The organism is Bradyrhizobium sp. USDA 4474 (genome assembly GCF_054057515.1).
Genome location: NZ_JBSRZJ010000002.1, coordinates 202,710 through 215,389, shown reverse-complemented (window position 1 = coordinate 215,389; position 12,680 = coordinate 202,710). Strand labels below are relative to the sequence as shown.

Genomic DNA, 12,680 nt, shown 5'->3' with positions numbered 1-12,680 from the left:
CCTCACTCCACTTCGTACCACCGCACCAGCCGCGGCGCGGCCCAGTCCGTCAGGACGGATTCGATCAGCCATCGTCCCGGTGAAGTCGCGGCGAAGGCGAGGCGCTGGGTCTGGCCGGGCTCGATGGCGAGCGTGTCAAGCCAATAGGGCTTCCAGCCATCGTCGAGCCGGTCGAGCAGTCGGAAATGATGGCCGTGCAGGTGGAAGACGCCGGTGACGGGAGCGGGGTTTTTCACAGCCAGCACGACGCTCCGGCCGGTCTTGGCGCGGAAGGCGGGCGCGGAGGCGGTGGAAAAATCGGCCGTCCGGGTCCAGCCTGCGTCAGCCGCGCCGAGCACGACATCGAACCGCAGGGCCCCCTTCAGATCGAGCTTCTCCGGAAGGTCGTTGGAGGGGAGCGGTTGCGGTGGCGGCAGTGGAGCGCGCTGCCCCGGCTTGCCGGATACTGCGAGGCGGCCGATCGGGCGCGCCTCTTTGCCGTCATGCAACAGAAACGCGGCCGATGTGGCGGCATCCACAAAGGCATCGGTGCGGGCACCGGGAGCTAGCACCAGAGCGCCGTTGCGGGCCGGAAAGGGCTCGGCCGGCTGGCCGTCCAGGGCCATGACCTGGACCTCGTGGCCTTCCAATTTGATCGCCAGAACAGACCGTTGCGAGCCATTGATGAAGCGCAGCCGCAACCGCTCGCCGACCGAGGCTGAGACTTCGAATGAAGTCTGCCCATTCAGCGTGTAAACGGCGGTGGTGTCTTTGGGATCGCGGCCCGGTGGAATTGCGATGCCGTCCGGCCCAACGCGCCACTCTTCGATCAGCAGGACCTCGTCACGATCGAGGGTGATGCGGCTGGTTTCGTCCGCGATGATCGGAAGCGGGCGCGCGGGCTGCTTCAGGCGGTCCTCAAACAGCCGGAAGTCAGCTACCAGGGTTCCTGCGTTGGGTATTGAAATAATTGATATTTCCGTCGCGTCCGGCGCGGTCGGCGCGCGGCCCCGCAAGGGATCGGCTATCGCTGCGCCATTGAGCCCGTACCAGGCGGGCGCAAGCGGCACGGGCAGGGCGTTCCGGAAAGTCAGCTCGCAGCGGCCGCCGCGCCTGAGATGGACGTTGCCGAGATGGCTTACGGCGGCCAGTTCCCAGATCGGTGCAGGGGGCTGATCCGGCCTCAAAGAAAGTGTCGCAGGACGGGCCTGGAGGGCGAGCTGGGTGGTCGTAACCGGCGTTGCGCCCCCGCCCAGCAGGCCTGCGGCCGAGCCGGCGAGGCCGGCCAATAGCTCGCGCCTGTTCAGGTCAAAAATCCGCGGTTTCATGGAGCGATCCGGACCACGCGGCGCTGGATAAGTCCAGCCATCGTGCCTACTTGGAGACTGTCTCTATCAGGCCATTTTTTTGCTGCGAACAGTCAGGCACATGTTATAAGCCCGGCCGCCCGCGGCATCGCGGCCGGTCTAGATGCAACTTCACGCGGGCGTGGCGGAACTGGTAGACGCGCTGGATTTAGGTTCCAGTGACGAAAGTTGTGGGGGTTCGAGTCCCTCCGCCCGCACCAAGCGCTTTCAGCGTTTGCACGGATTACTGAGGAGCCTTGCTCCGCGCGGAAGTTTTTCCGTCCGGGACCGGGCTCGATGAACCACCGGCGTTGAGGCGTTTTGCCTCGCGCTGGATCGATTAATGACAGCGTCCCGACGCGGGTAGCGGGCCGGGACCGAACGGGAAGAAGATTGGACGCCATGCAGGTCACAGAAACCCTCTCGGAAGGTTTGAAGCGCGAGTTCAAGATCAGCGTTCCCGCGTCTGATCTCGACGCCAAGGCTGGCGCCAAGCTCGTCGACCTCAAGGACAAGGTTCGCCTCAACGGCTTTCGCCCCGGCAAGGTGCCGGTCACTCACCTCAAGAAGGTCTATGGCCGGTCGGTAATGGCCGAGACCATCGACCAGACCATCCGCGACACCAACACCCAGCTGTTCTCCGAGCGCGGCTATAAGCTCGCGACCGAGCCGAAGATCACGATGCCGACCGAGCAGGCCGAGGTCGAGGAGTTGCTGAACGGCAAGACCGACCTGACCTACACGGTTGCGATTGAAGTGGTGCCGGCCATCGCGCTCGCCGACTTCAAGACCTTCCAGGTCGAGAAGCCCGTTGCCGACGTGTCCGATTCGGATGTCGACGAGGCGATCAAGCGCATTGCCGACAGCAACCGCGGCTATGCCGCCAAGGCCGATGGCGAAAAGGCCGCTTCCGGCGATCGCGTCACCATCAACTTCAAGGGCACCATCAACGGTGAAGCTTTTGAGGGCGGCACCGGTGACGGCATCCAGGTCGTGATCGGCTCCAATACCTTCATCCCCGGCTTCGAGGAGCAGCTGATCGGCATCGGCGCGAACGAGACGCGCACGCTGAAAGTGACGTTCCCCAAGAACTACATGAGCGAGAAGCTCGCCGGCCAGCCGGCCGAGTTCGAAACCACTGCGACCCTGATCGAGGCGCCGCAGGATCTCGTCATCGACGACGAGTTCGCCAAGACGCTTGGCCTGGAATCGCTCGACAAGCTCAAGCAAGCGGCGCGCGAGCGGCTCACGGCCGAGTACGCCGGTGCGACACGCCAGCGCGTCAAGCGCGCGCTGCTCGATCGTCTCGACGAGGCCCATCGCTTCGAGGCACCGCCCTCGCTGGTCGACGAGGAGTTCAATCTGATGTGGAACTCGGTCAAGGCCGAGATGGAATCGGCCGGCAAGACCTTCGCCGACGAGGACACCACCGAGGACAAGGCGAAGGAAGAATATCGCAAGATCGCCGACCGCCGCGTGCGCCTCGGTCTCGTGCTCTCCGAGATCGGCGAGAAGAACAAGATCACCGTGACCGACGACGAAGTCGGCCGCGCCGTGATCGAGCGTGCACGCCAGATGCCGGGCCGCGAGAAGGAAGTCTGGGACTTTTACCGCAACAATGCCCAGGCGCTGGCCCAGCTTCGTGCACCGATATACGAAGACAAGGTCGTCGACTTCATCCTCGAGCTCGCCAACGTGACCGAGAAGAAGGTCTCGCGCGAGGACCTGTACAAGGACGACGAGGAAAAGACTGCAGCCTGAGGGCTTTGAGCAGGTCTCTTTGAGAAAGTGCTCTGTTAAGGATGATCAGCGAACAGGCTCAGCTAGCCAGATGGCCGGCTGGGCCTTTTGCGAGAATCAGCTTCAAGTGCCCAAAGGGCCAGGTGGATTCAGCCTTAATTCGCCCCGCACTTGTCTGGCGCGAATTGCGCTATATCTCTCGGTACCTACGCGTTCTACCTCTACCAACTTCCTGCATCACGGGACGTCCATCGGCCTACCGGCACATCCAGTCCGACTTGCAGGCAAGAACTGCAGCCAAGACTGGCGATGTCCGCCTCAAAAACCCTAGGTGACTCATGCGCGATCCGGTTGAAACCTACATGAACCTCGTGCCCATGGTGGTCGAACAGACCAACCGTGGCGAGCGCGCCTACGACATTTTCTCGCGCCTGTTGAAAGAGCGCATCATCTTCGTGACCGGACCGGTCGAGGACGGCATGTCGACGCTGATCGTCGCGCAGCTGTTGTTCCTCGAGGCGGAAAATCCGAAGAAGGAAATCTCGATGTACATCAATTCGCCGGGTGGCGTGGTGACGTCGGGTCTTGCGATCTACGACACCATGCAGTTCATCCGCCCGCCGGTCTCGACGCTGTGCACCGGTCAGGCGGCCTCGATGGGCTCGCTGCTGCTTGCCGCCGGCGAGAAGGACATGCGCTTCTCGCTGCCGAACGCGCGCATCATGGTGCACCAGCCCTCCGGCGGCTTCCAGGGCCAGGCCACCGACATCATGCTGCACGCGCAGGAAATCCTGAACCTGAAGAAGCGGCTCAACGAGATCTACGTGAAGCACACCGGCCAGACCTACAAGTCGATCGAGGACGCGCTGGAACGCGACAAGTTCCTGACCGCCAACGACGCCAAGGAATTCGGCCTGGTCGACAAGGTCATTGACAAGCGCGCCGAAGAGGCTGCGCCAGCGAAGCCCCAGTAGTTTTGCCGGGACTGCAGCCTCGATCCCAGCGACTGCGTGGGATCGTCAGCATGGCGTCTTCTTGTCAGGGACGCGTTCGCGAGGGCGCAAAAAGCCCATTTTGCGCCCTGCGGCAGGCAGAAAGTTCCGCTTTCGTGCTGGTTCTTTCGTGGTAATCCAGCAACGCTGGGGTGATTTCGGTCACTTCGCCCGTGCCAAGACGTGAAATCACGGTATTGTCACGGGTAGCCAGCGAGCCCCCGATTAGCGAATTCTTGATAGTCGGGTGACAGCATGGTTGGCTACGAATGATGGGCTATGATCGCGGAGTATCGAGTGACCGTGATTCGCACGGGATGTAACGCGTAGGGTCTTTTTTGGTACGGAATTTGCTCTATTTGAATCCCTTACCCGCCAACGTTTCGGGATGGGACGATCGAGCGGACGGGATCGAACCGCGGACGGAGACATGAATGAGTAAGGTCGGCACGAGCGACTCCAAGAACACGCTATATTGCTCGTTCTGCGGCAAGAGCCAGCACGAAGTCCGCAAACTGATCGCGGGTCCCACGGTCTTCATCTGCGACGAGTGCGTCGAGCTCTGCATGGACATCATCCGCGAGGAGAACAAGTCCTCGCTGGTCAAGTCGCGCGACGGAATTCCGACGCCGAAGGAAATCTGCAAGGTGCTGGACGACTACGTCATCGGCCAGAGCCATGCGAAGAAGGTCCTGTCGGTGGCGGTGCACAACCACTACAAGCGCCTCAACCACCAGACCAAGCACAACGACGTCGAGCTCGCGAAGTCGAACATCCTGCTGATCGGTCCGACCGGTTCGGGCAAGACGCTGCTTGCGCAGACCGCTCGCCCGTATCCTGGACGTTCCGTTCACGATGGCGGATGCGACCACGCTGACCGAAGCCGGCTATGTCGGTGAGGACGTGGAGAACATCATCCTGAAGCTGCTCCAGGCCGCCGACTACAACGTCGAGCGCGCTCAGCGCGGCATCGTCTATATCGACGAAATCGACAAGATCAGCCGCAAGTCCGACAATCCCTCGATCACGCGCGACGTGTCGGGCGAGGGCGTGCAGCAGGCGCTGCTGAAGATCATGGAAGGCACGGTGGCTTCGGTCCCGCCGCAGGGCGGCCGCAAGCATCCGCAGCAGGAATTCCTGCAGGTGGACACCACCAATATCCTGTTCATCTGCGGCGGTGCCTTCGCCGGTCTCGAGAAGATCATCTCGGCGCGCGGCCGCTCCACCTCGATCGGTTTCGCCGCCCAGGTGATGGCGCCGGAAGACCGCCGCACCGGCGAGATCTTCCGTCACGTCGAGCCTGAGGATCTCCTGAAGTACGGCCTCATCCCCGAATTCGTGGGCCGTCTCCCTGTCGTCGCGACGCTCGAGGATCTGGACGAGACCTCGCTGAAGAAGATTCTCACCGAGCCGAAGAACGCGCTGGTGAAGCAGTACCAGCGGCTGTTCGAGATGGAGAACATCGAACTGACCTTCGCCGACGAAGCGCTTGGCGCGGTTGCCCGCAAGGCGATCGAGCGCAAGACCGGCGCGCGTGGTCTGCGTTCGATTCTCGAAGCAATCCTGCTCGAGACCATGTTCGACCTGCCGGGACTTGAGGGTGTGGAAGAGGTCGTGATTTCCCGCGAAGTCGTGGAAGGCACGGCGCGTCCGCTCTACATCTATGCCGATCGCTCCGATCGTGCCGTCGAGAATGCCAGCGCCTGATTTGCGGCGCTGGAACGCTCCAGTCGTCTGTCATAGTAGCGGCTGCGGATGTGTATTCCGCAGCCCGGATTTGCTTCGCTGACCCCAGTGCGTAAGCGCCTGATGGTGCGTGTTTTTCAATCACTTGACACCCCCCGGGTCGATAGCCACCTAATGTCGGCGGCGAGCAAGAATTCTCTTCAAGATTCGCCTCAGTTCGATCCGGCAAGCCCGGTCTACCTCCGAATGGTCGGCCGAATGTTTGGATCAAGTCGGCACCTTGTGGCGGTTGCGCATGAGAGAAGCGGACTGCGTGCGAGGGGGCAAAGCAAAAGGAAAAGGCCATGACTAGTCCAAAACCCAGGCCAACCATCGTTCATGGCGAGGCGCACGCCTATCCCGTGTTGCCACTGCGCGATATCGTCGTCTTCCCGCACATGATCGTTCCGCTCTTCGTCGGTCGCGAGAAGTCGATCCGCGCCCTCGAAGAGGTGATGAAGAACGACGCGCTGATCATGCTCGCGACGCAGAAGAATGCGTCGGACGATGATCCGGCACCCGGTGCCATTTACGAGACCGGTACGCTTGCCAGCGTCCTGCAGCTCTTGAAGCTCCCCGACGGCACCGTGAAGGTGCTGGTCGAAGGGCTCGAGCGTGCGCGCGTGGAGAAGTACACCGATCGCGCCGACTATTATGAAGCGACCGCAGTTGCGCTCGCCGACACCGATGCGAAATCGGTCGAGGCCGAGGCGCTGTCGCGCTCGGTCGTGTCCGACTTCGAGAGCTATGTGAAGCTCAACAAGAAGATCTCGGCCGAGGTGGTCGGCGTCGTGCAGGCGATCACCGATTTCGCCAAGCTCGCCGATACCGTTGCCTCGCATCTCGCCGTCAAGATCGCGGATCGGCAGGGAATCCTGGAGACGCTGTCCGTCACCGGCCGCCTGGAGAAGGTGCTGGGCCTGATGGAGAGCGAGATCTCGGTGCTGCAAGTCGAGAAGCGCATCCGCTCGCGCGTCAAGCGCCAGATGGAGAAGACCCAGCGCGAGTATTATCTCAACGAGCAGATGAAGGCGATCCAGAAGGAGCTCGGCGACGACGACGGTCGCGACGAACTCGCCGATCTGGAAGAGAAGATCTCCAAGACCAAGCTCTCCAAGGAAGCGCGCGACAAGGCGCAGCATGAATTGAAGAAGCTGCGCCAGATGTCGCCGATGTCCGCGGAAGCAACCGTCGTGCGCAACTATCTGGACTGGCTGCTGTCGATCCCGTGGAACAAGAAGTCCAAGGTGAAGAAGGATCTGGAGCAGGCGCAAGCCATCCTGGACTCCGATCACTACGGACTGGAAAAGGTCAAGGAACGTATCGTCGAGTATCTCGCGGTGCAGTCGCGCGCCAACAAGCTGACGGGTCCGATTCTGTGTCTCGTCGGTCCTCCCGGCGTCGGCAAGACCTCGCTCGGCAAGTCGATCGCGAAGGCGACCGGCCGCGAGTTCGTCCGCGTGTCGCTCGGCGGCGTGCGCGACGAGGCCGAGATCCGCGGTCATCGCCGCACCTATATCGGCTCGATGCCCGGCAAGATCATCCAGTCGATGCGGAAGGCGAAGTCCTCCAATCCGCTGTTCCTGCTGGACGAGATCGACAAGATGGGCGCCGATTTCCGCGGCGACCCGTCCTCGGCCTTGCTCGAGGTCCTCGACCCCGAGCAGAACGGGACGTTTGCCGACCACTATCTGGAGGTCGACTACGATCTGTCGAACGTCATGTTCATCACGACCGCGAATACGCTCAATATTCCGGGGCCGCTGATGGACCGCATGGAGATCATCCGGATCGCGGGCTACACCGAGAACGAGAAGGTCGAGATCGCGCGCAAGCATCTGATCCCGAACGCCGTATCCAAGCACGGCCTCGACTCCAAGGAGTTCTCGATCGATGATGACGCGCTGCTGCTGTTGATCCGCCGCTACACCCGCGAAGCGGGCGTACGTAATCTGGAGCGTGAGCTCTCCACACTCGCCCGCAAGGCGGTGAAGGAGCTGATGATCTCGAAGAGGAAGTCGGTCAAGGTCACAGAGAAGACTCTGGAAGAGTTGCTCGGCGTGCCGAAGTACCGCTTCGGCGAGATCGAGAGCGAGCCGCAGGTCGGCATCGTCACCGGCCTGGCCTGGACAGATGTCGGCGGCGAGCTCTTGACCATCGAAGGCGTCATGATGCCCGGCAAGGGCAAGATGACGGTCACCGGCAACTTGCGCGACGTCATGAAGGAATCGATCTCGGCGGCGGCGTCCTACGTCCGCTCGCGCGCGATCACCTACGGCATCGAGCCGCCGCTGTTCGACCGCCGCGACATCCACGTGCACGTGCCTGAGGGCGCGACGCCGAAGGACGGACCGTCGGCCGGCGTGGCGATGGCCACCGCGATCATCTCGGTCATGACCGGCATTCCGGTCCGCCACGACGTCGCGATGACCGGTGAGATCACGCTGCGCGGCCGTGTGCTGCCGATCGGCGGTCTGAAGGAGAAGCTGCTGGCCGCGGCCCGCGGCGGCATCAAGACGGTGCTGATCCCCGAGGACAACGCCAAGGATCTCACGGAGATTTCCGATGCGATCAAGGGCGGTATGGAGATCATCCCGGTCTCTCCCGTCTGGACGACGTCGTCGCCAAGGCGCTGGTGAAGACGCCGGTGCCGATCGTCTGGGAAGAGGACACCAAGGTGACGGTGAAGCCCGACGGCGACGAAGCCGCCGGCGGCCTGACCGCTCACTGAGATCGCAACTCGGAAAGATGATAAAACGGCGCCTTCGGGCGCCGTTTTTGTTTGGGAGGAACGAGATGCAAGTCGACGGGCAATGCCATTGCGGACAGATCACCTTCAAGGCCGACATCGAGCCCGAGGCGGTCTCGGTCTGTCATTGCCGCGACTGTCAGGCCCTGACGGGCTCGCCGTTCCGTGTGACGGCGCTCTGCACCGCGGGTGATGTCAAGCTCACCGGCGGGACGCCCAAGCTCTACGGCAAGCGCGGCGACAACGGCCGGATGCGTTTCCAGCATTTTTGCGGCGACTGTGGCTCCCCGCTGTTCACCAGCGGCGAGGGCGACCAGGCCGACGATTGGGGCATTCGCTGGGGTTCGATCCGCCAGCGCGACAAATTGCGCCCGGTCAGCCAGATCTGGTGCCAGTCGGCCGCGGTCTGGATCGACGCAGTGCCGCTGCTGCCTGGCCGGCCGGGCGATTGAGAGCCTGAGGACCCCCGCTCCGGACTTGCCCCCACCGGGCGGGTAGGGATAAAGAAGCGCCGTGGGGCGGTTAGCTCAGCTGGTTAGAGCATCTCGTTTACACCGAGAGGGTCCGCGGTTCGAATCCGTGACCGCCCACCAGCCTTCGCTCGCTTGGCGAGCTTCGGCTTGGCAGGCCGGCCTCAGCCGTCGTGGCGCGAAGCGAGCGAAGGCGGGCGAGATCGAGAGAAAGAGGCCTGCATGCAACAGCCCAGCGGACACGAGCAGAACGCCGACCAGATCGCCTATTGGAACGGCCCGAGCGGGCAGCGCTGGGCCGACCGCCACAGCGCGCAGGAAAGCCTGCTTGGGCCCATTGCCGACGTGCTGATCGACCGCGCCAGGCCGAAGCCGGGCGAGCGCGTGCTCGATGTTGGCTGCGGCTCGGGAGCGACGACTTTCGCATTCGCGAAAGCAGTGGCCCCTGCTGGCTTTGCGCTCGGCCTCGATGTCTCCGATCCGATGCTGTCGCAGGCGCGTGCATTCGCGCCCAAGGGCCTGCCGCTCGATTTCGTGCTGGCGGACGCGACGGTGCATCCGTTCGAGCCGGCCAGCTTTGATCTGCTGGCCTCGCGCTTTGGCGTGATGTTCTTCGCCGATCCCATCGCGTCCTTCAGCAACCTTCGTCGCGCGCTGAAGCCATCCGGGCGGCTCGCGTTCGTCTGCTGGCGCGAGCCGAAGCAAAATCCGTGGATGATGGCGCCGCTGATGGCGGTCTACAAGCACGTGCCGAAAATGCCGCCGGTCGGACCGGAGGAGCCGGGACCTTTCGCGTTTGCGTCCCAGGAACGCGTGATGCGGATCCTCGAGGGGGCAGGCTTCGCGGACATAGCGATGGAGCCGCATGACCTGCCGATGGACATCGCCATCGGCGGGGGCCTCGATGCGGCCGTCGACGGCTCGCTTCAGATCGGCCCCGCCAGCCGCGCACTGCAGGGCCATCCGCCGGAGACGGTCACGGCTGCCAAGGCCTCGATCCGCGAAACGCTCGCGCCGTTTCTGCAGGGGCAGAGCGTGGCGCTGCAGGGCGCGATCTGGATCGTGACGGCGAAGGCGGCGTAAGCGCGGCTGCTAGATTGCCGTTGCCGACGAGGCGGTACAAATCGTCATGAACCACGGAGAAGTAGCAGCGCCCTGAACAACGCGCTGGACGCCGCAGGGAACTCCGGCGACACTGTTGTCTTATCTGGTATTGTTCCGCGATTTTGATTGCGCGTTCGATGCTGCATTTGCCTGAGGTTGATCCTTCAGAGAGTTTTTGCCCCCCGGCACCGCGTCCGCCGGACCAGCGGCTTGGGCTGTTCAAGCTGCTTGCCACCCTGAAACGCAATCCGCTGGAGTGCTGGAGCGCCGAATTCTTTCGCGAACCGATCGCCAGGGTCAGGCTGCCATTCACCGACGCGATCCTCGTCCACGACCCGACGGCCATCAAGCATGTGCTGGTCGACAATGCCGCCAACTACCGCAAGGACCCGATCCAGCGCCGCATTCTCGCCAGCGGTCTCGCCGATGGGCTGTTGAGCGTCGAGGGCGAGCGCTGGGAGGTGCAGCGGCGGACCCTGGCCCCGCTGTTTGCGAAGCGTACGGTGACGTCCTTCACCTCCGCGATGCTGCAAGCGGCCGATCAAATGGCGCAGAGATGGTGCAGCCTGGGACCGCGGGCAAGCATCGACGTCGCGGCGGAGATGACCCTGATCACGCTGAATGTGCTCGCCCTGACCATTTTTTCGGACGGCATCGGCGGCGACTACGATGAATTTCGCGCTGCCATGAGCGCCTACTTCGCGGGGATCGGCCGTATCGGTGCGTTCGACCTGCTCGGCCTGCCTCAGTCCGCGCCGCGGCTGGGGCGTGGCCGCTTGCGCCGGACGATGGCTTATTTCGAAGGGGTCATCGACCAGATCATCGCAACACGGCAACGGCGGTTGGCCGGCGTGGCGGCGGACGAGAGATCTTCCGATCTGCTGACACTGCTGTTGCGCGCGCTCGATCCGGCGACCGGACGCGCAATGTCGCTTGCAGACGTCAGGTCGAACGTCCTGACCTTCCTGTCGGCCGGCCATGAAACCACCGCCAACACCCTCGCCTGGTCGATGTTCCTGCTGACGCGAGCGCGGGAATGGCGCGCGCGGGTGCGGGAGGAGGCGAGGCGCGAGCTTGCGGGGCCGGTCGAGGGTCTTGCCGACCGGCTGGTCGTGACCCGTGCCGTGGTCGAGGAGGCGTTGCGCCTCTATCCGCCGATCGCGGCGCTGAGCCGGGCGGCGCAGGGGCCCGATACGCTCGCAGGCGTCGCGATCAAGCCGCGCGCGCTGATCGTGATTGCCCCTTACGTGCTGCACCGCCACCGCCTGCTGTGGCAGCGGCCAGACATGTTCGATCCGACGCGGTTTCTTCCTGATGTCCGCGGCGCGATTCCGCGTTTTGCGTACCTTCCGTTTGGCAGCGGGCCGCGCACCTGCATCGGTGCCGCTTTCGCATTGCAGGAAGCGACGATCGTGCTCGCCGCGCTGGTACATCGCTTCGACATGGAGTTGCTGCCGGATGCCCGGGTCTGGCCGTCGCAGAAAATCACCTTGCGTCCGGCGTACGGACTGCCGATGCGCGTCACTGCGTACGATGGCTAGGCGGACGCCGTTCACGACATTCGCTGCGCTCGCAACGGGGATGGACGTGTAAGTCCTAAACGACGTCATCCGGCGCCAGCGCGCAGCCGTTGTCCGGATGCGTTTCGACCTGGAGCGTGGTGTGCCCGATGCGAAACGACGCCTTGAGCATCTCCGCGGTTTCCATCAGGAACGCATCGACGGTGCCTGCGGGCATCACCAGATGACATGTCAGCGCCGTCTCGGTCGTCGAGATCGGCCAGACGTGGAGATCGTGGATCGCTGACACCCCGGGGCGCGCGAGCAGGAATGCCCTGATCGCAACGAGGTCCGTACCCTTGGGCGCTGCCGCCATCGACATGTCGATGGAGCCGCGGAGCAGGCTCGTCGTGCCCCACAAGATGCTGGCGCAGATGACGAGGCTGGTGAGGGGATCGAGCCAGAGCCAGCCGGTCCAGATGATCAGCGCCGCCGAGACCACGACTCCGAGCGAGACCGCGGCATCGGCCGCCATGTGCAGGTAGGCGCCCTCGATGTTGATGTCGTCCTTGCGGCCGCTCGCAAACAGCATCGCGGTGGAGCCGTTGATGAGGATACCGACGCCGGCAACCACCATGACGGTCACGCCCGCGACCGGCTCCGGCTCGCGCAGTCGCAGGATCGCCTCCCAGCCGATCGCGCCGGTTGCCACCAGCAGGAACACCGCATTGGCGAGCGCGGCCAGTATCGTGGAGGCACGGAAGCCGTAGGTGAAGCGGCCGCTCGGCGCCCGCTTCGCCGCGATCGAAGCGCCCCAGGCCACGACCAGGCCGAGCACGTCCGATAGATTGTGCCCGGCATCGGCGAGCAGGGCGGTGGAGTTGCCGAGATAGCCGTAGATCGCCTCGGCAACGACCAGCGCGGTATTGAGCGCAATGCCGATCGCGAACGCCTTGCCGAAATTGGCGGGCGCGTGGACATGTACGTGACCGAGGCCGTGCGAATGGTCGTGATCATGATCATGCGCGTGGTTGTGGTCATGGTGCTGATGACCGTGGTGGTCGTGGCCGCCCAAA

Annotated in this window: 7 protein-coding genes, 2 tRNA genes and 2 pseudogenes; 9 read left to right on the top strand and 2 right to left on the bottom strand. The window is 63.6% G+C overall.

Annotated features, from left to right (window positions below; genetic code table 11):
• Positions 1 to 2: 2 nt before the first annotated feature.
• Entirely contained in the window at positions 3 to 1,307 is a 1,305-nt protein-coding gene (locus tag ACVW16_RS02660; protein ID WP_456735319.1) for a multicopper oxidase domain-containing protein, read from the bottom strand.
• 154 nt (positions 1,308 to 1,461) lie between these two features.
• Between ACVW16_RS02660 and ACVW16_RS02655 the strand changes: the two genes are divergently transcribed.
• From ACVW16_RS02655 to ACVW16_RS02615, 9 genes and pseudogenes are all read left to right on the top strand, one after another.
• A tRNA-Leu gene (locus ACVW16_RS02655) sits at positions 1,462 to 1,546 on the top strand.
• 181 nt (positions 1,547 to 1,727) lie between these two features.
• Complete coding sequence (gene tig / locus ACVW16_RS02650; RefSeq protein ID WP_456703849.1) at positions 1,728 to 3,086, top strand: trigger factor; 1,359 nt, start codon at positions 1,728 to 1,730, stop codon at positions 3,084 to 3,086.
• Positions 3,087 to 3,403: 317 nt separating this feature from the next.
• Positions 3,404 to 4,039, top strand: a complete 636-nt coding sequence (locus tag ACVW16_RS02645) for an ATP-dependent Clp protease proteolytic subunit (RefSeq protein ID WP_456703848.1) — start codon at positions 3,404 to 3,406, stop codon at positions 4,037 to 4,039.
• Positions 4,040 to 4,491: 452 nt separating this feature from the next.
• Positions 4,492 to 5,764 (top strand): annotated as a pseudogene (gene clpX / locus ACVW16_RS02640) (ATP-dependent Clp protease ATP-binding subunit ClpX).
• A 323-nt stretch (positions 5,765 to 6,087) separates the two neighbouring features.
• Positions 6,088 to 8,513, top strand: a pseudogene (gene lon / locus ACVW16_RS02635) (endopeptidase La).
• Positions 8,514 to 8,578: 65 nt separating this feature from the next.
• Positions 8,579 to 8,983: a GFA family protein gene (locus ACVW16_RS02630; RefSeq protein ID WP_456735318.1), complete on the top strand. Its 405-nt coding sequence runs from the start codon at positions 8,579 to 8,581 to the stop codon at positions 8,981 to 8,983.
• A 64-nt stretch (positions 8,984 to 9,047) separates the two neighbouring features.
• Positions 9,048 to 9,124 (top strand) — tRNA-Val (locus ACVW16_RS02625).
• Between the two features lie 99 nt (positions 9,125 to 9,223).
• Positions 9,224 to 10,084 (top strand): methyltransferase domain-containing protein, encoded by an 861-nt coding sequence (locus ACVW16_RS02620; protein WP_456735317.1) that lies wholly within the window; start codon positions 9,224 to 9,226, stop codon positions 10,082 to 10,084.
• Positions 10,085 to 10,242: 158 nt separating this feature from the next.
• Entirely contained in the window at positions 10,243 to 11,646 is a 1,404-nt protein-coding gene (locus ACVW16_RS02615; RefSeq protein WP_456735316.1) for a cytochrome P450, read from the top strand.
• A 55-nt stretch (positions 11,647 to 11,701) separates the two neighbouring features.
• Here the strand turns inward: ACVW16_RS02615 and ACVW16_RS02610 are convergent, their stop codons facing one another.
• Positions 11,702 to 12,679 carry a cation diffusion facilitator family transporter gene (locus tag ACVW16_RS02610; protein WP_456735315.1) on the bottom strand — a complete coding sequence of 326 codons (978 nt, stop codon included), beginning with the start codon at positions 12,677 to 12,679 and terminating at the stop codon, positions 11,702 to 11,704.
• Position 12,680: the final 1 nt, after the last annotated feature.

What these genes read in the sequence shown, in the direction of transcription:
- ACVW16_RS02660 (WP_456735319.1), bottom strand. Translation starts at nt 1,307, where the DNA reads ATGAAACCGCGGATTTTTGACCTGAACAGGCGCGAGCTATTGGCCGGC.
- tig (WP_456703849.1), top strand. Translation starts at nt 1,728, where the DNA reads ATGCAGGTCACAGAAACCCTCTCGGAAGGTTTGAAGCGCGAGTTCAAG.
- ACVW16_RS02645 (WP_456703848.1), top strand. Translation starts at nt 3,404, where the DNA reads ATGCGCGATCCGGTTGAAACCTACATGAACCTCGTGCCCATGGTGGTC.
- ACVW16_RS02630 (WP_456735318.1), top strand. Translation starts at nt 8,579, where the DNA reads ATGCAAGTCGACGGGCAATGCCATTGCGGACAGATCACCTTCAAGGCC.
- ACVW16_RS02620 (WP_456735317.1), top strand. Translation starts at nt 9,224, where the DNA reads ATGCAACAGCCCAGCGGACACGAGCAGAACGCCGACCAGATCGCCTAT.
- ACVW16_RS02615 (WP_456735316.1), top strand. Translation starts at nt 10,243, where the DNA reads ATGCTGCATTTGCCTGAGGTTGATCCTTCAGAGAGTTTTTGCCCCCCG.